At 36.6% G+C, this 20,541-nt stretch carries 17 protein-coding genes, 1 tRNA gene and 3 pseudogenes; 10 read left to right on the top strand and 11 right to left on the bottom strand.

The annotated features are described in order from the left end of the window. Both ACFIM1_RS08055 and mscL read left to right on the top strand, forming a co-directional pair. A pseudogene (locus tag ACFIM1_RS08055) lies at positions 1–297 on the top strand (integrase); the annotation flags it as partial. 718 nt (positions 298–1,015) lie between these two features. Further along, positions 1,016–1,423: a large conductance mechanosensitive channel protein MscL gene (gene mscL, locus ACFIM1_RS08050; RefSeq protein ID WP_375607446.1), complete on the top strand. Its 408-nt coding sequence runs from the start codon at positions 1,016–1,018 to the stop codon at positions 1,421–1,423. 18 nt (positions 1,424–1,441) lie between these two features. Here the strand turns inward: mscL and ACFIM1_RS08045 are convergent, their stop codons facing one another. Together ACFIM1_RS08045 and ACFIM1_RS08040 are read right to left on the bottom strand one after the other, a co-directional pair. Next, the gene (locus tag ACFIM1_RS08045) at positions 1,442–3,130 is read right to left on the bottom strand and encodes an ATP-binding protein (RefSeq protein WP_375607447.1); all 1,689 of its coding nucleotides are present in this window, start codon (positions 3,128–3,130) and stop codon (positions 1,442–1,444) included. 1,232 nt (positions 3,131–4,362) lie between these two features. Further along, the gene (locus ACFIM1_RS08040; protein ID WP_375609689.1) at positions 4,363–6,945 is read right to left on the bottom strand and encodes a DNA translocase FtsK; all 2,583 of its coding nucleotides are present in this window, start codon (positions 6,943–6,945) and stop codon (positions 4,363–4,365) included. Between the two features lie 470 nt (positions 6,946–7,415). Between ACFIM1_RS08040 and ACFIM1_RS08035 the strand changes: the two genes are divergently transcribed. From ACFIM1_RS08035 to rpoH, 3 genes are all read left to right on the top strand, one after another. After that, the gene (locus ACFIM1_RS08035; RefSeq protein ID WP_375609688.1) at positions 7,416–8,846 is read left to right on the top strand and encodes an aldehyde dehydrogenase family protein; all 1,431 of its coding nucleotides are present in this window, start codon (positions 7,416–7,418) and stop codon (positions 8,844–8,846) included. Between the two features lie 32 nt (positions 8,847–8,878). Continuing rightward, the gene (locus ACFIM1_RS08030) at positions 8,879–9,883 is read left to right on the top strand and encodes an RluA family pseudouridine synthase (RefSeq protein ID WP_375608649.1); all 1,005 of its coding nucleotides are present in this window, start codon (positions 8,879–8,881) and stop codon (positions 9,881–9,883) included. Positions 9,884–10,031: 148 nt separating this feature from the next. Next, positions 10,032–10,904: an RNA polymerase sigma factor RpoH gene (rpoH, locus tag ACFIM1_RS08025; RefSeq protein WP_375609687.1), complete on the top strand. Its 873-nt coding sequence runs from the start codon at positions 10,032–10,034 to the stop codon at positions 10,902–10,904. A 211-nt stretch (positions 10,905–11,115) separates the two neighbouring features. Here rpoH and ACFIM1_RS08020 read toward each other — a convergent pair whose 3' ends face one another. From ACFIM1_RS08020 to ACFIM1_RS08010, 3 genes are all read right to left on the bottom strand, one after another. After that, positions 11,116–12,537 carry a hypothetical protein gene (locus tag ACFIM1_RS08020; RefSeq protein WP_375609686.1) on the bottom strand — a complete coding sequence of 474 codons (1,422 nt, stop codon included), beginning with the start codon at positions 12,535–12,537 and terminating at the stop codon, positions 11,116–11,118. Positions 12,538–12,778: 241 nt separating this feature from the next. Further along, a complete protein-coding gene (locus ACFIM1_RS08015; RefSeq protein WP_375609685.1) occupies positions 12,779–14,068 on the bottom strand; it encodes an adenylosuccinate synthase in 1,290 nt (429 codons plus the stop codon). 383 nt (positions 14,069–14,451) lie between these two features. Continuing rightward, positions 14,452–15,615 (bottom strand): phosphoserine transaminase, encoded by a 1,164-nt coding sequence (locus tag ACFIM1_RS08010; RefSeq protein ID WP_375608645.1) that lies wholly within the window; start codon positions 15,613–15,615, stop codon positions 14,452–14,454. 419 nt (positions 15,616–16,034) lie between these two features. Here ACFIM1_RS08010 and ACFIM1_RS08005 point away from each other — a divergent pair. Next, positions 16,035–16,110, top strand: a tRNA-Phe gene (locus tag ACFIM1_RS08005). 100 nt (positions 16,111–16,210) lie between these two features. On the opposite strand, the gene ACFIM1_RS08000 is transcribed toward ACFIM1_RS08005, so the two are convergent. From ACFIM1_RS08000 to ACFIM1_RS07985, 4 genes and pseudogenes are all read right to left on the bottom strand, one after another. Further along, positions 16,211–16,414, bottom strand: coding sequence for a helix-turn-helix transcriptional regulator (locus ACFIM1_RS08000; RefSeq protein ID WP_375609684.1), 204 nt, complete (start codon positions 16,412–16,414; stop codon positions 16,211–16,213). Positions 16,415–16,492: 78 nt separating this feature from the next. Then, positions 16,493–16,967: pseudogene (locus tag ACFIM1_RS07995) on the bottom strand (lambda exonuclease family protein); the annotation flags it as partial. Between the two features lie 127 nt (positions 16,968–17,094). Further along, positions 17,095–17,388 carry a HigA family addiction module antitoxin gene (locus ACFIM1_RS07990; RefSeq protein ID WP_375609683.1) on the bottom strand — a complete coding sequence of 98 codons (294 nt, stop codon included), beginning with the start codon at positions 17,386–17,388 and terminating at the stop codon, positions 17,095–17,097. A 16-nt stretch (positions 17,389–17,404) separates the two neighbouring features. Then, positions 17,405–17,686, bottom strand: a complete 282-nt coding sequence (locus tag ACFIM1_RS07985; protein WP_375609682.1) for a type II toxin-antitoxin system RelE/ParE family toxin — start codon at positions 17,684–17,686, stop codon at positions 17,405–17,407. Positions 17,687–17,875: 189 nt separating this feature from the next. Here ACFIM1_RS07985 and ssb point away from each other — a divergent pair. Together ssb and ACFIM1_RS07975 are read left to right on the top strand one after the other, a co-directional pair. After that, positions 17,876–18,321: pseudogene (ssb, locus tag ACFIM1_RS07980) on the top strand (single-stranded DNA-binding protein). Positions 18,322–18,331: 10 nt separating this feature from the next. Further along, positions 18,332–18,874, top strand: a complete 543-nt coding sequence (locus tag ACFIM1_RS07975; protein WP_375609681.1) for a hypothetical protein — start codon at positions 18,332–18,334, stop codon at positions 18,872–18,874. Positions 18,875–18,876: 2 nt separating this feature from the next. Here the strand turns inward: ACFIM1_RS07975 and ACFIM1_RS07970 are convergent, their stop codons facing one another. Further along, positions 18,877–19,299, bottom strand: coding sequence for a type II toxin-antitoxin system HicB family antitoxin (locus ACFIM1_RS07970; RefSeq protein WP_375607163.1), 423 nt, complete (start codon positions 19,297–19,299; stop codon positions 18,877–18,879). A gap of 20 nt (positions 19,300–19,319) precedes the next feature. Beyond that, positions 19,320–19,502 (bottom strand): type II toxin-antitoxin system HicA family toxin, encoded by a 183-nt coding sequence (locus ACFIM1_RS07965; protein WP_019220217.1) that lies wholly within the window; start codon positions 19,500–19,502, stop codon positions 19,320–19,322. A gap of 348 nt (positions 19,503–19,850) precedes the next feature. Between ACFIM1_RS07965 and ACFIM1_RS07960 the strand changes: the two genes are divergently transcribed. Together ACFIM1_RS07960 and ACFIM1_RS07955 are read left to right on the top strand one after the other, a co-directional pair. After that, entirely contained in the window at positions 19,851–20,159 is a 309-nt protein-coding gene (locus ACFIM1_RS07960) for a hypothetical protein (RefSeq protein ID WP_375609680.1), read from the top strand. 3 nt (positions 20,160–20,162) lie between these two features. After that, positions 20,163–20,541 (top strand): hypothetical protein (locus ACFIM1_RS07955; RefSeq protein WP_375609679.1); only part of this gene is annotated, 379 nt, incomplete at its 3' end.

Here is a 20,541-nt window from a genome sequence, read left to right as displayed (position 1 = left end):
AACAACAAAAGCACGCGCGCTCTTAGGAAAACAACGTCATAAAACGCAAAATAGACCAGCAATGGATTGGAAAGATGCACTGCCTTTTATCAAACGCTTTGTAAAACACAAAACATAAAATATCTGGCTTTGCATTTGCTTATCCTTACAGGCGCTCTCTCTAGCTCTTTACGTCATATTCATAAAGACCAAATTTATAATGATATATGGACTATCCCTGCTGAAAATATGAAAGAAAAGCGCGATGCTACAACAAAATTTCGCGTACCTTTATCATCAGAAGCACTAAAAGTAATTGTCGAACACATGGTCGAAATGATGACAGTTGATCATTGAACCCACATCCTATCATACCAACAACTTCCAAATCAAAATGATCTTGCTAACCCTATAGTTCTCCTGTCTATAAACTAATACAATCTTCTAGTTAATGAAATGTGCTACCTTCCATCGGTGATCGCCATTTTCAGTTCATGTAACGCAATACAAATAGCTTTTAGATAAGCTCTAACATGCCCCTAATCGCTATTATCGCTTGCTAAATTAAGAGAAATTTAAGTTATAAATCTTACTCTCACCTTCTCTATCCATTTCTCCCACCAGGGTTGAAATAGATTTTTTATTCTTAACTCTCTTTTTATGCCAATATATGTACTTCATTTGAGAAACTTTCTGATAGCTCAGCTTTCAACACTGCCCATTTTGTGGTATTGTGTAAAAATCTCTCTTTTTAATGTTAACATAAAAATCTTGAGACAATTATATAAATTAAGCTACAGTTTTCTACTTTCTGTTGAAAAAAGCAGATATAATTTTTATCAAAAAAGCTTTTTTCTAGGAAATGTTCTATGTACATTCAAATAGAATCCTAAAGCTCTTTATTAAACCTTATAAAGTTCTTTGAAAATGATATTAATATCGTAATATAACCCTAAAAATAAAATCTGCCCTTTCCTTTTTCATCAAAAGCGGTAAGTAAATTACCGTATATCGCTTACATAAAGGGGAAAACACAATGCTTAAAGAATTCAAAGAATTTGCCCTAAAAGGTAATATGATTGATCTTGCTATCGGTGTGATTATAGGGGGTGCTTTTGGTAGCTTGGTCAACTCAATTGTCAATGATATTTTTATGCCAATCATTGGACTGATTACAGGTGGGATTGATTTTTCTAATATGTTTATTCAACTTGCTGGCGAAAAACAAGCAACATTGAGTGCCGCCAAAGCAGCTGGAGCAACCATTAGCTATGGACACTTTATTACTTTACTTATCAATTTTCTCATTATTGCTTGGGTTCTTTTTTTATTCGTTAAGGCTATGAATAAAATTCGTAGAAAAGAAGAAGAAAGCCCCAAAAAAACGTCTTCAGAAGAACAACTTTTAATAGAAATTAGAGATCTTTTGGCTAAGAAAAAATAATTTTATGCATGATTAACCTCATGGAACACGAGGAAAAAACATTTCCACAGTTGTTCCATGGTTTGGTTTTGAGAACAGTAAAAATTGTCCTCCTCTTTCTTCCACCATTGCTTTACACATTGGGAGGCCTAAACCTGTTCCCATAAAAGCGCTATCACCAGATCGGCCATCTTTGCGCTCTACTTGGCCATAAGGTTGCAGTGCCTGTATAATCTCTTCTTCGCTCATCCCTATACCATTATCGCTCACTGAAATTTTTACACGTTCTTTTCTATAAGAAACGTGAACAATAATCTGCCCACCCAATGGCGTAAAACGAATGGCATTAGAGAGAAGATTCCATATAATCTGGCGAAACACTTGTCGTGATACAGGAATAAATGGAACGTGAGGTGGAGCAACAATACGCATGATAATGCCGTTCTGATTAGCTTGAGTTTCAAGAAAAGCGATCGTCGCACGTAAACAAGATATCACATCAAATGTTTCAGAAATAAGGGAAGTATCAATCTGGTTATCGGAATCAGAATAATTTATCTTCGAGCACTCTAGTAATTGATTAATCAGCGATAATATATGTTTTCCAGAGGAAATAATATCGCGTAAATATCCATGATAGCGCTCATTTTCTATCGAACCAAAACGGCCTTCTCTCATAATTTCTGCAAAACCAATAAGAGCATTCAAAGGTGTTCGTATTTCATGAACAACTCCAACGATTTTATCCTCTTCTGCTTTTTTTTCTCCTGATGGAACTGTTTGTGTTATATCACGCAACATAACAGCATAATTGCCTTGCTTTGCCAAAAATACAATCGTTATCAAAACGGTTATATTTTTATGATTTTTCGTCATTAAATCAGCGCTTTCACTGCGATTTAAAACCTGATTTTTCCCCTCTATACGGATTGATTTAAAATATTTTTCAACCAAAGGTTGGCTTTGCAAAGTAAATAATGAAGAGAATGGCTGTCCTCGTAGTTCATTTATTTCATAACTCATTAATGCTAAGGCTGCCCTACTCGCTGATTGAATAAAGCCCTGTTTATCCAACCATAAAACACCATCAGTTGCTGTATCCAACAATGATAAAACTGCAGCTGGCTCTTTTATGAGAGCCTGTTCTATAGCATTTACCGACAATGTCTGTGCATATGGTAACTGAATAGCTGTCTCTTCAAAAAAATTCTCTTCTTCTTTTTCTGATGAATTCAATTCATCACGCAATTGCTCGGCAATCTCACGAAAAGCTGATCGTTCTATCTCAGAGAGACACGGCATTTCCGTCTTCAGCTTTTCATCTCTTTTTTCTTGGACTTTTTCTCGTACTTTTAAAACACCAAAGCCGCAAAATCCCTTAAGCTTCTTTTTAACATCAAAAATTGGTAAAGCAGATAACTCAACATCAAGCCATTGTGAACAGCCATCAACAGGCCATTGAACAATCTCTTCATTCCAAGGTACAGCCGCTTCAATAAAACGGCTAAGAATCCGATACCGCTCATCATTAAATTGATAAGCAAGATCATGAAAACTACATCCTAAAATAGAGGAAGAGAGAGGCCCAACAACTTCAGCTAGCTCTTTTGAGACTTCACAAAACAAACCATTGCTATCAATTTTCCACGTAAAAGGTCGCGGTAAAAGCTCTGGTGTAAAACGAAAAGCTTCTTGCTTACATTTTAATTCATTTGTATTTAACTTCAACTCATCTTCTTTTAATGGCATAACTAAAACTAAAAAAGTATTGGATTTACTCTCAAACGAATAATGCTAATCTTTTACAAGTACCTTCTCTGGTTACAATACTCTGACATCTTGTATCAATTGTCTGTAGCAAAATTTTGACTGCTTCACCAACAAAACAAAAATAAAAAGAATTCCCTAACACTGTTACTTATTCACCTATTAAGGTAATAAGATTTGTCACCTTAATAGGAACATGATCCTCACATAAAATAGTCACCAAAAAAAGAATACACTTAATTTTGCGCATTCATGCGCCTGTTTTAAAGAGATATATCCACGATCCCCAAACTTATTTACGACGTCCCCCGTAAATGGTGCGCTATAAAGATCACCATAGAAGATATCAAAGCATTGTGTATTACCATTTTATACTTACGCAAAAATCAGCTAGCACCATCATTATACTTTCCAGCTCCTCATGTTGCCAATAGTTTTTGGCATTTGAATGCCCTCATCAGAGGCATTTAAATTCCTTTTTTAAATGTTTTTTACCCATACGCTAACTTAACTTATGATATACAAAAAAATGGTTTTGACTATTCAACATGGAATAGATTTGAAATGAAAAAATCTTACGATATTGGAGACTTTTATTCACACAAATAATGATAAACTACCATTATAAATCAGTATATTGCATGATAAAAATCCGAAATTAAAAATTTCTTTTTCAAATAAAGTCTCGTAAGAATATCTTTCTTGCACTGACAGTATCAAATGATAATAAATTCAGCGTAGCGCTTTAAAGCACCCAACGCAACAGACCTTGTATATTGGATACTCTTCTTATGATATTCTCCATAATCGCCCAAAGACCTTTTTTTCATTAAAATCGCGACAGAAAAAAACAAAAAATATATCACCACACTACTTGACTCAAGAATCTCTCTGTAAATAGAATAGAAAACAAACATCACCGGTCTTCATATAAAGATTTGTTTAATTTCTTTACATTCCAGATCATCGAGAAAACTAAAAATATCTTACAATCTCCTTTGATATCAGCCTGTTTACTTCATCAGCAGTTTTAATACAAAAAATCACTTTTGCTTTATAACTCTCTACTCAATTTTTTAATAATTATAAAAGATAAATACGTGTAGCCCATTTTCTCTGAAAAAATAAAACAAGCACATTTTAATAATGACTGTCAGACATTTTAAAAATTTCCCATTTTAAAATGTGCTTGTTTATTTCCCTTCATTGAGTAGAATTTCACGTTTTCCAACATGATTAGCGGCTCCAACAATGCCTTTTTCTTCCATCTGTTCGACAAGAGAAGCTGCTTTATTATAGCCGATTGAAAGTCGACGCTGAATATAAGATGTTGAACATTTTCTATCACGCATAACAATCTTTACAGCTTGATTATAAAGTCCCTCACCCTCTTCATCAAAATTTTCGTCCTCAGAAACTCCAACCGTTGAATCAGCAGAAGCATCCTCTTTGTTATCGTCTTCATTATCCGTTACCGTTGCTAAATAATCAGGTTTTCCTTGCATTTTAAGATGTGCAACGATGGATTCAACTTCTTCATCAGAGACAAAAGGGCTATGAACGCGCACGATGCGCCCACCACCTACCATATGAAGCATATCCCCCTGACCTAAAAGCGTTTCAGCACCTTGTTCACCCAAGATCGTACGACTATCAATTTTTGAGGTTACTTGAAAAGAAATGCGGGTAGGAAAGTTCGCTTTAATTGTCCCTGTGATAACATCAACAGAAGGACGCTGCGTTGCCATAATAAGATGAATACCTGCCGCACGCGCCATTTGCGCTAAGCGCTGAATGGCATTCTCTATTTCTTTCCCTGCCACCATCATAAGATCAGCCATCTCATCAACAATCACAACAATATAAGGAAGCTGCGTGAGATCCATGGCTTCTTCATGATAAAGCATTTCCCCTGTTTCCTTATCAAAGCCCGATTGTACAGTACACATGATCGTTTCGCCTTTTTGAGCTGCAAGTGCAACGCGTGCATTAAAACCATCAATATTACGCACACCTAACTTAGCCATTTTGCGATAACGTTCTTCCATTTCACGAACCGCCCATTTTAAAGCTGTTACTGCTTTTTTAGGATCTGTTACAACAGGTGTTAAAAGATGTGGTATGCCATCATAAACAGAGAGCTCTAACATTTTAGGATCAACCATGATCAAACGACACTGCTTTGGTGTCATACGATAAAGAATCGACAAAATCATTGTATTAATTGCAACAGACTTTCCTGATCCTGTTGTTCCCGCAACCAATAAATGAGGCATTTTTGCTAATTCTGCAATGACCGGTTCACCATTAATCCCTTTCCCCAAAGCAAGAGCAAGTTTAAATTCACTTTCACGAAAAGAACGTGTTTGGATTAATTCACGTAAATAAACGGTTTCACGAACCGCATTGGGTAACTCAATCCCGATAACATTACGTCCAGGAATGACAGCAACGCGTGTAGAAATAGCAGACATAGAACGCGCAATATCATCAGAAAGATTAATAACGCGCGATGACTTTACACCCGCAGCAGGCTCAAATTCATACATTGTAACCACTGGCCCTGGATGTACATGGATAACTTCACCCTTAATACCAAAATCTTCCAAAACACTTTCCAAAAGTCCAGCACCACGTTCTAATGTTTCCTGAGGAATCATCGTACCTTCATGAAAAACAGGTTTCTGTAATAAACTGACCGGAGGAAACTCATAAACATCACAGTCAACAGAGTGCATATTTTGCACAAAAGCAGAATCATAATTGCCTAATGGCGCGCGGCTAGATTGGAATATTTTAGTTTTAACGTTTGCTTGCATCACAGACAAATCTTTTGAATTCTTTGTGACATCTTTTGTTACACAATCAACGGTATTATTAGCGATAGTATTATTGCTATTTTCAGTCTCTATACGAGCCCCAGCACCGCTTAACGCCTCAGTATTGTTTAACGCTTCTGCATCACTTTGCGTATGGACACAATCTTCAACAGAAAGCTTAGAATGATACTTTTTAGCCGTATCATTATTTGTATGCATTAAATCAGAAATTTGCTCAACACCTCGCATCCTTTCTGCTGGAGATTCTGATGTAATTGAATCATAGAGTTGTGGAAAGCGGTATTCAAGAACACGATAAAGAGCAGTTATTGACTCATCAAAGGCAGAAGGAATATGAGGTGTAATTTCATTTTTTGTGTCAATCGATGCATCCTCTTTTGAAGTTTGAGTATCCACATATTCAAATATCAAAGATTCACACTCAAAAAATGCATCATTGGAAAGGTGCAAAGCAGGATTCATTTTTTGTAGCACATTTTCTCCTGGTAATTTATGTTCTTGTTTATCCTCCTTAAGCGGAATATTTTCTGGTGACATACCAATAGTCTGTCGTGACAACTGCTGTAAAACTGTTGAATGACAAACTGACGTTTTATTCTCTATTGATTGAGGATTAATGACTTTTTTTGTGGATAGAACATTTTTCGTTTTCTTGTTACAGCGTACAATATCTGTAATTTGTTTTTGATCTTGTTTCGTAAAAATTTTAAACTGTTTTGCAAAAATTGGATCTGTTTCTATACGACGACGCAAAATCTCAACTTCTGGGGTACGCGTAAAACGGACATTTTTTCCGAGGGTAAATGCCTTTTTCCACACTTCCGGATAAGGAAATATCTCGGTAATCTTAATAGATAAATCTTCTCTTGATGCACCTTTTGTACCATCATCAGAAAAAGAAGATGTAGAAATAGATTTTGTTTTCGAATTATGCATGGCACCCAACAAATTTATAGCAATGAGAAAAATAATCTTTTCAAAAAGAATTCATAGAGACTATCGTATGAAGGTTAATAACCTTTTGCTGATAGCTACTTTTCAATAAAAAAAATAATGCCATAATGCATATTCATAATGTTTTTTCTTCCTATTTACGACGTAAATTACCCAGTTTATGGTGTCGTATAGCGCGTATTCCATTCGTTTTGAAAAAAAACTTCATGATAAAAAAGCTTCAAGGAAATTGTCTATACCTCTCTTTCTCTCCCTTTTCATAAAAGAAATTAGTCTCGATAATACAAATAGTTATATAAGCATTGCTCTATTAAATTCTTCATGCTCAATTACCATAATATAATCTAGTTTCTCGCGTTTTTATAAGATTACCCTTGTTATCCTTGTTTAAAAAGGCTTAGACTAAGATAATCATAATGACATAAACACAAATAGAAAAAAGGGAGCCAATTATGTTTAACAAACGGAAATTTTATATCAATGGTCTATGGGATGATCCAAGCACTCCTCACGACTTTGACGTCATTAATCCATCAACAGAAGAGGCTTGTGCTGTCATTAGCCTTGGAAGTACAAAAGATGCCGATAAGGCAATTAACGCGGCTAAAGAAGCGTTTCAAAAATGGAAAACAACGTCACCAAGCGAGCGTCTCGGATTCGTTGAAAAAATTCTAGAAATCTATGAAAAACGTTCCAAAGACATGGCAAAAACCATTTCAATGGAAATGGGAGCACCAATTGATATGGCGCTTAATGCGCAAACTGCAACCGGAAGTTCTCATATTCGCAATTTTATCAAAGCTTATAAAGAGTTTTCGTTCCAAGAAACTTTAATAAAGGGAAATGAGCAAGCCATCCTTCACTACGATCCTATCGGCGTCGTAGGATTAATTACGCCATGGAATTGGCCCATGAATCAAGTAACGCTTAAAGTTATTCCTGCTCTCTTGGCTGGCTGTACCATGGTGTTAAAACCCTCTGAAATTGCGCCTCTTTCTGCTATGCTTTTTGCTGAAATTTTAGATGAAGCAGCACTTCCAGCCGGTGTTTTTAATTTAATCAATGGTGATGGTGCGACTGTCGGCTCTTACCTCTCTGCACATCCAGATTTAGAAATGATCAGCTTTACTGGTTCAACCAGAGCAGGAAAAGATATTTCGAAAAATGCCAGCGCAACTTTAAAAAGAGTCTGTCTGGAACTTGGGGGAAAAGGAGCGAATATTATCTTTGCTGATGCCGACTCAGATGCTATTCAACGTGGTGCACGACATTGCTTTTATAATAGTGGACAAAGTTGTAATGCACCGACTCGTATGCTTGTGGAACAGAGCATCTATGACAAAGCCGTAAAAATAGCTAAAGATATTGCAGAAACAACAAAAGTAGGACCAAACTACCAAGAAGGAAATCATATTGGGCCTGTCGTTTCAAAAAAACAATACGATAAAATTCAAGAACTTATCCAATCGGGAATTGATGAAGGTGCAACTCTTGTTGCAGGCGGAATTGGTTTACCAAAAGGAATGGAACGCGGTTATTATGTTCGTCCAACAGTCTTTGCTGATGTAAAACCTCATATGCGTATTTTTAAAGAAGAAATCTTTGGTCCAGTTCTCTCGATTCTTGCTTTTAGTACAGAAGAAGAAGCCGTCGCTTTAGCCAATAACACTGAGTATGGTCTTACAAATTATATTCAATCACAAGATCGCAACAAATGTCGTCGTATTGCAGCACAAGTACGCTCTGGTATGGTAGAAGTTAATGGACATGGGTTACCCAGTGGAAGCTACTTTGGAGGTGTAAAATTTTCTGGGCGCGCCCGTGAAGGGGGACATTGGGGAATTAAAGAATTTCTTGATAGTAAAGCAATTTCATACTGGTAAGAGAATCTTATTAAAAACTTAATAGGAATCGTATGGTAATACAGAAAATAACGGATGAAGGTGCTCTTGGGCAACGTCTTGACCAGTGGCTCGCAAAACAATACCATAATGTGCTCTCACGTTCACGTTTGCAAGCCCTCATCCATGAAGGCTGTCTTAAGATTGATGGTCATCTCATAAAGGAACCAAAAACAAAATTAAAAATTAACCAAATAATTGAATTGGCAATGCCTGATCTTCGTGATGCAGAACCTAGCGCTGAAGCTATCGCATTGGACATCCTTTTTGAAGATGATCATATCATCGTTATTAATAAACCAGCTGGTCTTGTTGTTCATCCTGGGAATGGCAATTGGACTGGTACGTTGGTTAATGCTCTTATTTACCACTGTGGTAATAGTTTATCTGGTATAGGTGGTGTTAAACGCCCTGGCATTGTCCATCGTCTCGATAAAAATACAAGCGGTGTTATGGTTGTTGCAAAAAATGATCTGGCCCATAAAAGTCTTAGCGCTCAATTTTCTGATCATGGACGTACCTGCGCATTAGATCGACGTTATCATGCCTTGATTTGGGGGGCACCTCACCGTAATGTCTGGACAATTGATGCATCACTTGGTCGTTCGCCCCATAACCGAACAAAGCAAGCTGTTATTCATAGCCAAAATTCTTATGCTCGTCATGCTGTTACACATGTTTCTCTGCTTGAAAAATACGGTACTCATCCAGACTCAACGTCTTTTGCTAGCCTTCTGGAATGTCGTTTGGAAACCGGACGTACCCATCAAATCCGTGTTCATATGGCTCATATCGGACATCCTCTCGTAGGTGATACGGTTTATGGAAATGCTTTTAAAACAAAGTCAAATACCCTTAATCCCATTATTAAAAATGCAATAGATCAATTCAACCGACATGCACTCCATGCTGCAAGTCTTACTTTTGAACATCCTTCTACCGGTAAAGTTATGTCGTTTTCCACACCGCTGCCTCAAGATATGGCTAAACTTATTAAGCATTTTAAAAAAATGAATTGAAACTTTTCTCCTTCTCAAGATTTGACAATAAAATATCTTTTTTTGAACAAAATTCAAAAATATGCTAAAGTGAGGTTACAAGGGTAGTTCGCTATCTGAAACAGAGAATTTGCCTTATCAGGGAATTCAGACAAAAGGAGGGTGCTATATGGCCCATATGAATTTGTTATCAGTAATAACAGGTGATGGCGGTTTAAATCGTTACTTAGAGGAAGTCCGTCGTTTTCCAATGCTTGAACCAAAAGAAGAATATATGTTAGCTCAGCGTTACCGTGAGCATAATGACTTAAAAGCTGCGCATAGGCTGGTAACCAGTCATTTGCGTCTCGTAGCTAGAATAGCGATGGGATATCGGGGCTATGGACTCCCCATTGGGGAAGTCATTTCAGAAGGTAATGTTGGACTCATGCAAGCTGTTAAACGTTTCGAACCAGAACGGGGTTTTCGTCTTGCAACCTATGCAATATGGTGGATTAAAGCATCAATCCAAGAGTATGTATTGCGATCTTGGAGTTTGGTGAAAATGGGGACAACAGCCAATCAAAAGCGCTTGTTTTTCAACCTTCGTAAGATAAAAAGTAAACTTCAAGCCCTTGATAGCGGTGATCTCAACGCAGAACAAGTAAAAGAAATTGCAACACAGTTGAATGTTACGGAAGATGAAGTTGTTTCAATGAATCGCAGGCTTGGTGGTGACACGTCACTCAATGCACCGATTCGAACAAAGGAAGGGGAAAACAGCGAGTTGCAAGATTGGTTGGTGGATGAATCTAACGATCAAGAACAAACTTTAATTGAAAAAAGTGAGTTGGAAAATCGTCGTTCTATGCTCATAAATGCCATGGACAATCTGAATGAACGCGAAAAACGTATATTCAAAGCGCGTCGTTTAAACGATATCCCACTAACCCTAGAAGAACTCTCTGGTGAATTCAACATCAGTCGAGAACGAGTAAGACAAATTGAAATGCGTGCATTTGAAAAAGTGCAAAATTTCATCAAAGATTCTGCTTTATCCTAAGCTCAAGTATAAAATTCTAGAATTAAGTATAAAGCCAGTTGTTTGCGCATTCTTAAAGTAAAAATGAAAAAAGGCATATATTGGCTTTATACGGGTAAATTAGCCTATCTAATTTTTTGAGTTATTGATGTGGGAGCTTTGCTGAGCGCGTTTGGTATAATTGATAGAAACAGATATAGAGAATTTTCCACAACCTTTTATTTTCCCGCATCTATGTTTTATTTTTTTGACCAAGGACTGTTAATTTATCTTGTTGTGTAAGCCATTGTCCAATAACTTCATTAAAAATAGACTCACCTTTTGGTCCTTTTGCAAAGGTTAATTCATTTATACGTCCGTTTTTATCTGTTAACACCAAACGCATCCAATCTAATTCTCGCATCAATTGTAAATTTTGATCAAGAAAAGGATGATTACCACTCAATGCAACAAGAAAAAAGTCATCGTTAATCTTTGCTGCAATGGTTCTTTTTAAAGGCTGACCAATGGATTGTTCACTTGCTTTAAAGGTTAATGCTTGAACATTGCTTATAGCTTTACCTGAAAACTTATCAGAAAGAATAAAAATAAGGTCCATAATATACGCAGCAGGAAATGACCGATCGGTATTGCGACGTAAAATTAACCGTAATGATAGCCCTTCATCGGGAATTGTTATATCACCTTGTATAGCAGTTTCTTCTGGAGCCCCCTTCACATAAGACTCCTTTATAAGCGTCCAGCGAACACTTCCGGTTGCCATCTTTTCTGCATCATAATTTGTACGTGCTTGATAAAAAACAGCTTCACCCGATTTTTCAAGCGACTGCAAATTGCTAGAAACAACTGTTGAGATTCCTTCTTCATCCAAAGAATCTATCGCTTGTTTTAAACCGACATCAATTTCACTCCCATCCTCTAATAAGCGTTGTGTTAACTTTCTCTTAACCGAAAGTGCCTTTGGAACTCTGTGAGAAGCTTGAAGATTTTCTCCCAACAACTGATGATCATTTGATATAAATACACGCTCACCAACAAAAAAAATACCAACCGTTAAAACAACAATACTAACAACAGAAACAGCACTTATCACAATACGCCTTTGCACCAGTGATTTATTAGCGCGACGTAAAGCCTGGGAAAAAATATGAGAAACAATATGCGGATTATCTTCCTGCGAGGGAGAACCCTTTAACGTACAGCTATTAACATGCTGAGAAGAGAAATAAGCCCCCATATTAACAGGCTCTGCATCTGGTATATCTGATACATAATGCTTATCAAATACTTTATTATCTTTTGAACGTGCAACAAAATCCTGCTTTCTTTTTATGTTTACCATTGAAAATTCATTATTCTTTGGTAATATAAATTTTTTTGTAACTTTCTTATCTTCATTTATATTTGTGGGTTTCCACCCAATAACTGAAGAAAGCAATTTCTTTTCAACTACTAAATATCCTTCTTCAACGGTTGCGATAGAACTTCGAAGAATCTTTCTTTGTTCATCCGCTATTACTTGTGGGATTTTTGCTATTACAAATTGATGTTCTAGTGTTTCGATAGCCCGCTTATAAATCCGCTTGCGCACTTGTGGTGTAACATTACTTTGTGCATCAATTGTCTTTTTTAAGATTCCAACGAAATCTACCATTTCCTCTATAATCTCTCTTAAACTGAGAAAATAAACCCTAGTACTCAAGCCAAAAAACTTTTATTTTAGCCTTCTAAATCAATTATCATTTATATTGGTACAACTATCGTAATAGTGTAAAATGAATATGAAAAATAAACAATGCTATTTTGTACCTTTCTCTCACGTGCTCTTAAAAATCTTCTTTGTAAAAAGATACAGAAACAAATAAAGAACACATATAGTAATCTAAAAACAATCATCAATTTGCAAAGGGATCTGTAATCAGAATAGTATCTTCACGCTCTGGACTCGTGGATAATAAAGCTACTTTTGTATTAATCCGTTCTTCAATATAGCGTATGTATTTAACAGCCTGCGCAGGTAAATCTTCCCACGTCAGCGCATGTGCTGTTTTTTCCTTCCAACCTTCTAATGTTTCATAAACAGGCTTCACCCGAGCTTGAGCTCCCATGGAAGAAGGTAAATAATCAATCCTTCTACCATCAAGCTCATAACCAATACAAATTTTTATTTCATCTAAACCATCCAAAACATCAAGTTTTGTCAATGCTATCCCTTGCACACCGCAAATTGTTACCATCTGACGTACTAAGACAGCATCAAACCAACCACATCGACGCTTTCGCCCCGTTACAACACCAAATTCATGTCCACGCACTCCCAGAAACTCACCAATATCATTTATTTGCTCTGTCGGAAACGGCCCTTCTCCAACGCGTGTAGTATAAGCTTTTGCAATACCCAAAACATAATGAATTGCACCAGGTCCCATCCCTGAACCTGTACATGCCTGCCCAGCAACTGTATTCGATGACGTTACATAAGGATAAGTTCCAAAATCATTATCGAGTAAAGCACCTTGCGCACCTTCAAAAAGAATGTGTTTCCCTCCTCGATACGCTTCATCTAAAAGACGCCACGTACAATCCATAAAGGGTAAAATTTTATCCGCGACTTGTATCAATTCATCATAAAGTGCTTGAGAATCAATTTCCACAACACCCATTCCACGACGCAAAGCATTATGATGCCTCAAAAGCCGCTCAATCTTAGCCATAAGCGTATCTTTTTCTGCTAAATCCATCACTCGGATAGCACGACGTCCTACCTTATCTTCATAAGCCGGTCCAATACCACGCTTTGTTGTACCAATCTTTAAACCAGATAAACCGCTTTCTCGAATTGCATCAAGGTCACGATGCAAAGAAAGAATCAAGGGAGCATTTTCAGCAATCCGTAAAATTTCTGGTGTAATTTGTACCCCCTGATCACATAGTTTTTTTAATTCTGCAACAAAATGATGAGGATCAACAACAACACCATTTCCAATGATTGATAGCTTTCCACGCACTAAACCAGATGGTAAAAGTGATAATTTATAACTCACTCCATCAATAACCAATGTATGGCCAGCATTATGCCCCCCTTGATATCTTACCACAATATCTGCTCGCTCAGACAACCAATCTACAATTTTACCTTTGCCTTCATCACCCCATTGTGTACCGACAACAACTACATTGGCCATAACTTTCTCCGTCGTGTTTGGTCAAAAAAACCAGCATTCAAAAACAAATGCTTCCTTATAACGAAACCTTAGAGCAAGTGCGACTCCTCATTTCAGATTTTTTTCAATCTTCAAGTGATTAAATTTTACAATTTATGATAATAAAAATAAACAAATACCAAAATATTCTCAATCTGTCATTTTTGCCACAAAAAGCAAAAAGATAGAGATTTTAATTTGTGCTTTACCTAACACCTGACAAAGCATTCATTTTCCCTTCTTTCTTTCACAATTCATGTAATATTCAGAAGCCATTTCTCTGACACAAGAATACGAAAGATCATCATAACCTCTCGTATCCTTTTTCTGTTTAAAAACGCGTTGCAAAAATCGCCAGTAATTATTTAAAGCTGAGCTTTTTCAACTTGGAACGCCCATTCAAGCCATTGTGTTAAAATTTCAAGATCGGAAGCCTCAATTGTTATACCCGCCCAAATTCGAAGCCCAGGAGGAGCATCTCGATACGAACCGATATCATAAGCGACCCCTTCCTCATCAAGACGACTCACAACCGCTTTTATAAAAGATATTCGCTTTTCATTATCCAAAGCAGTAATCACTGGATCCACAATATCTAAGCAAATGGATGTGTTAGAACGCATTTCAGGATCTTTTGCCAAATATTCTAACCATGGTGTTTTGCGAATAAAAGCATCAAGTACAGAAAAGTTTTTCTCAACCCGTGCTCTTAATGCCGCTGCACCTCCTAGAGACCTTGCCCACCTCAACCCATCAAGAAAATCTTCAACACAAAGCATAGAAGGCGTATTGATTATCTTTCCTTTAAAAATATCTTCGTTCAACTTTCCATTTTTCGTCATACAGAAAAGCTGCGGCATAGGCCAAGCTGGAACATGATTCTCAAGCCTCTCAACAGCACGAGGACTTAAAATCACCATACCATGTGCTGCTTCACCTCCCAAAACTTTCTGCCATGAAAACGTCACAACATCTAATTTTGAAAAATCGAGATATTGCGCAAAAGCAGCAGATGTTGCATCACAAATGGTCAATCCAGCCCGCTTATCCGGAATGAAATCCGCATTAGGAATACGCACACCAGAAGTTGTCCCATTCCATGTGAAAACAACATCACGATCAAAGTCAAGTTGTGTTAAATCTGGTATTTCACCATAAGGGGCTTCAAAACGACGCACATCAGAAAGCTTTAATTGCTCGACAACATCTTTATTCCACCCTAATCCAAAACTTTCCCACGCCGCCATATCAATGCCACGCTCACCTAATAAAGACCATAAAGCGGCCTCAACAGCACCGGTATCTGAACCAGGCATAATTCCTATACGATGATCAGAAGGAACTTCAAGAATCTCACGGGTTAAATCAACAACTTCAGCAAGTTTTAATTCTGCTTCTCTCGATCTATGTGAACGCCCAACTAATGCATTTTTAAGAGTTTCAAGACTCCAGCCAGGTCGTTTACTACAAGGACCTGAAGAAAAATTAGTATTATTAGGACGACTACTTGGTTTTTGTAACACTATCATTATTTCTCCCCTTTTAGATGACTTGCTTTCTTTATGATGACTTGTTCTCTTTATAAAGAAAAACAAATTACTATAAAGACTACTCAATAGCCTCTTTTTAAAAGTCCAAAATGTCTTCTATTTATTTCGTAAGCTTAAAATTCACGGAAACTTTGTAAAAAAATCTTTTTTAATCATGCTGTTAGATTGATTCTTTTATTTTTTTCGTATCACCACCACGATAAGAATAGCATTCTGATAACAACACACTAACGTATCATAACATACCTATCAAGTTTATTTTATAATAAAAATTCATTGATAACTCTCTAAAATAGGAAGATAAACTTATTAAAAAATCAATTATTTTTCTTTTGATGACTGGACAGAGAAAATTTTAATGTTATAACCACAAACACTTTACATGTTTTATGAAGCATGCCCAGATAGCTCAGTAGGTAGAGCAGCGGACTGAAAATCCGCGTGTCCGTGGTTCGAATCCGCGTCTGGGCACCATATTTTTTTATTTAAGTTATTAAAATACATATATTTTTCCTTTAAACAGTAATTTTCAGACCACCTTTTAGACCACCTCTTGTGGTTTATACAATTTTACTTAATTTGTTATTATTTGCTCCGTATTTTTCTTTGGAGTAAAAGCTAGAATCTCTTTTTTTCTCCATCTTACGGCTCTTCCTAGCTTATAGGGTTGCGGAAACTCCCCTTGAAGCACCCAATTGCGAATCATTGTGGTTGATACACTAAAAAGCTGTGCACATTCACGGGTTGTTACATATCTATCGCCATCATCAAATATCATCTCATTACCTTTCTATTTTTATATTACTTATTACTTAAATGGGTGGGGGTGCAGGGAGGAGAGAGCACCCCCATAGGTTTAAGCAGCTTTTGCCAAAATCTTTTGCATCTCTTGTTCTATTTCCCCTAAAAAGATTTCGACCGCTTTATTGATCTCTTCAATGTGTTTCTCATCACGATTGACGCGTTTGATTTTCATTCTCAAACTAGTAGATTTGCCTACAAAGTTTGAATTATAGCTCATGAAATCACACCACTTTCGTCCTGTACAAGCCATTTGGAATTGCATCTGTGCGATATATTCGGGCTTGATTTCGTCATAAATAAAAAAAACGAAGATGGATTGTTGATTGTGGACATTTGACTTCGATTAAACCGTCCTCTCCAATGAACCCATCAGGACTAGCCCCCGCCATTTCCATTTTTGGGTGGGGGATAAACCCGCATCTTGTGACATTGGTGTCATAAATGAATTCATATTCTCTTAAGGCACTCTCTTCATGTTCAATGCCCCATTGCATAGCAGGTGTTGTATAAGATTGGCTGATTTCCTCTATTACATGGCATTGTCTCTTCTCAACGTTCATGGATAAAATCAACAAGGAGATAAAAAACTATCGTGGGCTGCTTGATTTTAAAGAATATGACCTCTAGTTGTAAAGAAGGACGGGCTAAGTCTTTCTAAAGATGCCCTACTTGCTCTAAAGGTGAAATATGTGGGATTGAGCTGTTATGCCGAGCTTGCCACAAATCATGCTTTTGTTGCAGTTTAAGCCAGAATTCCGCATCATTTAAACCCGCTTTTTCTAACCGTAAAGCTAAGTTAATGCTAATCGCCGCATGGCAGTTTAAGACGCGGGATAAAGTTAAACGTGCAACGCTAAGACGATTTGCAGCTTCTGTTACTGTTAACCCTAATTCATCAAGCAATTCTTCTTTCAAAATGCCGCCAGGGTGTGGAGGATTGTACATCATAATAACACCTCAAAACTCAATGGTAATCTTGATAATCAACCAGTTCAACGTCTGTCCCAATGAAACGAAAGGTAACACGCCAATTTCCATTGACACGCATTGACCAGTAACCTTTCAAATCGCCCGTAAGCGCATGTAGACGATACGATTTAAGAGTAACTTGTTTAGGCGCGGATATTGTATCTAAAATTACTAAAATGTTTGCTAATTTTTTAGCATGTGCAGGTTGTATGCCTTTGCAGACTCCTCTTTCAAAGAATAATTTCAACCCTTTATGCTTAAAACTAACGATTGCCATATATACCCTCTTGATACTTGATACTATACACCATGCATTTATGTCAAATGATTATTTATCAAAGAGCATCTTAAAACATAATTTTATATGTTAAAAAACAATAATATCATTTTGAAATAATTGAAAAAATAAGCAAAGCATGCTAAGATTTTCTATGTATTTAAATACAAGTTTAAGGTAAGAAAAAACATGCTAAATAAAGTGATGTTAATTCGCTATTTAGGGAATGATCCCAAAGAAAAACAATGAATTCTGGAACAGAAGTAGTCAATTTTCGTATGGCAACTTCTGAAAGCTATACTGATAAAAAGACCAATCAAAAAATAGATAAAACGGAATGGCACTCCATTGTGGTTTTTAATCCACATTTAGCAAAAATTGCTCTTCAGTATCTCAGTAAAGGTTCAAAGGTTTACATAGAAGGCAAATTACAAACACGTAAATGGCAAGATAAAAATGGTCATGACCGTTACACAACAGAGATTGTCTTACCACAATTCAAAGGCGAGTTGTATTTGCTTGATGCCAAAAAAGAGCAATCGGCATTCCCTTCACCCATTACTTCTCAAAATTATGCTATCGCTTCAGGTGCTCAAGATTATAGAACAGCTCTTAACGATAGCATGCCATTCTGATTGAAAAAATATGGCTAAAAGAAAAAAACATGCAAAACGTGGACGTCCTCGTATTAATGGATGTCTCAGAGAACCCAATGGTCGTATCTCGCGAGCAAAAATACCGCGTGAACCGATTGATAAATTGGCAATTGAAATGCGTGCCAAGCGATTTGGTTTGACCATAGAAGATGCTAAAAATCCGCTTTCCGGTACCTATATTGGGCGGCTTTATCTGCAAGGTGTGATTAATCAAGATCAGTATGATACTGCACAAAAATATCTTGAAGTGAGAAATAATTACCTCTGTGCAAAAGCCTTACCAAATGCAATTTATGATGACTTTACTCCATCTTTAAATGAAGAGGCAAAAAAACAATGGATTGAAAAAACTACTCATTACTATGAAGCAATGAAAGAGGTGCTAAAAGAAGCACAATGCCTTTATAGACAGCATAATCTTTATGCCGCACTACAATACATTGTTGTAGAAGAGCAATCGTTACCATATCTTGTTAATTCACTGTGTGTCGTTCTTAATGCGCTTCATAAGCATTTTACACAAAACCGCTAAATTCAAGCAGCATTTTGAATATTAATAGAGATCTCTTTTCCAAGAGCAATGAGAGTAGATTCTAAGGCATCTAATTTGGTTGCGTGGTTTAAATCCAACAATCGGTCAATTTGTATTGGATGAAGTTTTAAAAGACGTACGAGATCAGCTTTGCGTAAGTTTTTTTCAATCATAGCGTTATGTATTGCAATTTTTAAAGTCACCAATGAAGATACTTCAACAAAAGGATAGGCAATATCACGATGTCCAAAGGGAATAAATTCACGATCTTGGAAACGCCCCATAATGACTGTTAAAAGTGCATTTTTAGCCTGTTCCAAAGCTTCTTTTTCATCGTTACCATAGGTAATAAATTCCTGAAAGTCTTTAGAGACGACTAGAAGAGTATCATTGTCATCTTTGATAAATTTGATTGCATATTTCATTTACACCTCCATATTCAGGCTTATTTTAGGTCAAGATCTTTAAGAATTTTCTGGACTAATCCTGTTCCTAATTCTTTTCGCGTACCATGCATAGGTAAAACGGACTTTTTAGAACCACGCTTTACAAGCAAATGCCCTCCCTTCCCTGAGGTAAAACTGCAACCATGCTTTGTAAGATATCTTTTCAATTCTTGACTATTCATTATAATAATATAACATCTAAAATGTTTCAATGCAACATAAATGTTGTATTGAAGGAAAATAAAGAACATCTTTTAAAACACCATATTTAGGTAAAAAAATAAAAAAAATACAAGATCATGATTTTTTTGTTGACATAGTGTAAAAAATCGTATTTAATGACAGCATGGCAGTAGTTGTATTGCGTCTAAAATTCAAAAATATCCCCTAAAATTTGGTAAAATATTAAGCTTTTAAGATGGCTTAAAGCACTGTTTTTATTGATAAAATAGGCTAATCTATTTTGCACATAACAAAAGCTATTAAGTAACCAATGATGTCATTAATTCATTGCCTCAAAAGGAGCGAAGATGAAAGCAATCATCACCAAGCCAATGTGTGTTGTTGGCGATAACAAAAGCACTGTTCGTTTTGAAACTTCAACTCCCAATAATCCATTTGTAGAGATCTCCAATCAAGTCTACGCACGTCTCAAACGCGCTAATGCTGCTAAACCTTTTATTGAAATCAAAACAAAAATAAAGCCCGACAAGGGAGTTGAACAAATTAAGCAAATAGAACAAGAAACAAACCAAACATCAACTGAAGAAACCTCTCTCGAAAAACCAAAAGCATCTAAAGTTTCCAAGCCATCAACACCTACCCCAAAAAAGGCTTAGAAGTTGAAATTAATCATCCACCAAAAATGGTATCTTCAACAGGTAAAAGATACCTTCACAAGCCTTCAAGCACCACGCCTTAATTGGGCTTTGCGTAATGCTCTAAACACTGCAGCAAAACAAGTTGAACGCTTTACTGAAAAGCAAGTTGCTGACATCTCATCAGCCCAAATAAAGCGTATAAGAAGAGGCGTTTATATTAAAGAAAAGGCGACAGCAAGGTTTCTTGAGACAGATATCATTGGTTCTGGAACACCAATACCTCTTAAATTTTTTAAAGCAAAAGAAACAAAACACGGCGTGGCTTACACACTATTTGGAAAGAAAGAAATCTTGCCTCATGGTTTTATTAAGGGTGGGAGTTTTCCAAAGCGCGTTGATT

Source organism: Bartonella sp. AC158YNML (assembly GCF_042196725.1).
Classification (GTDB): domain Bacteria; phylum Pseudomonadota; class Alphaproteobacteria; order Rhizobiales; family Rhizobiaceae; genus Bartonella.
The sequence above is the reverse complement of the archived record's forward strand: the minus strand, read 5'-3'. Positions and strand labels throughout refer to the sequence as shown.

What these genes read in the sequence shown, in the direction of transcription:
- mscL (WP_375607446.1), top strand. Translation starts at nt 1,016, where the DNA reads ATGCTTAAAGAATTCAAAGAATTTGCCCTAAAAGGTAATATGATTGAT.
- ACFIM1_RS08040 (WP_375609689.1), bottom strand. Translation starts at nt 6,945, where the DNA reads ATGCATAATTCGAAAACAAAATCTATTTCTACATCTTCTTTTTCTGAT.
- ACFIM1_RS08035 (WP_375609688.1), top strand. Translation starts at nt 7,416, where the DNA reads ATGTTTAACAAACGGAAATTTTATATCAATGGTCTATGGGATGATCCA.
- ACFIM1_RS08030 (WP_375608649.1), top strand. Translation starts at nt 8,879, where the DNA reads ATGGTAATACAGAAAATAACGGATGAAGGTGCTCTTGGGCAACGTCTT.
- rpoH (WP_375609687.1), top strand. Translation starts at nt 10,032, where the DNA reads ATGGCCCATATGAATTTGTTATCAGTAATAACAGGTGATGGCGGTTTA.
- ACFIM1_RS08020 (WP_375609686.1), bottom strand. Translation starts at nt 12,537, where the DNA reads ATGGTAGATTTCGTTGGAATCTTAAAAAAGACAATTGATGCACAAAGT.
- ACFIM1_RS08015 (WP_375609685.1), bottom strand. Translation starts at nt 14,068, where the DNA reads ATGGCCAATGTAGTTGTTGTCGGTACACAATGGGGTGATGAAGGCAAA.
- ACFIM1_RS08010 (WP_375608645.1), bottom strand. Translation starts at nt 15,615, where the DNA reads ATGATAGTGTTACAAAAACCAAGTAGTCGTCCTAATAATACTAATTTT.
- ACFIM1_RS08000 (WP_375609684.1), bottom strand. Translation starts at nt 16,414, where the DNA reads ATGATATTTGATGATGGCGATAGATATGTAACAACCCGTGAATGTGCA.
- ACFIM1_RS07990 (WP_375609683.1), bottom strand. Translation starts at nt 17,388, where the DNA reads ATGATGTACAATCCTCCACACCCTGGCGGCATTTTGAAAGAAGAATTG.
- ACFIM1_RS07985 (WP_375609682.1), bottom strand. Translation starts at nt 17,686, where the DNA reads ATGGCAATCGTTAGTTTTAAGCATAAAGGGTTGAAATTATTCTTTGAA.
- ACFIM1_RS07975 (WP_375609681.1), top strand. Translation starts at nt 18,332, where the DNA reads ATGGCTAAAAGAAAAAAACATGCAAAACGTGGACGTCCTCGTATTAAT.
- ACFIM1_RS07970 (WP_375607163.1), bottom strand. Translation starts at nt 19,299, where the DNA reads ATGAAATATGCAATCAAATTTATCAAAGATGACAATGATACTCTTCTA.
- ACFIM1_RS07965 (WP_019220217.1), bottom strand. Translation starts at nt 19,502, where the DNA reads ATGAATAGTCAAGAATTGAAAAGATATCTTACAAAGCATGGTTGCAGT.
- ACFIM1_RS07960 (WP_375609680.1), top strand. Translation starts at nt 19,851, where the DNA reads ATGAAAGCAATCATCACCAAGCCAATGTGTGTTGTTGGCGATAACAAA.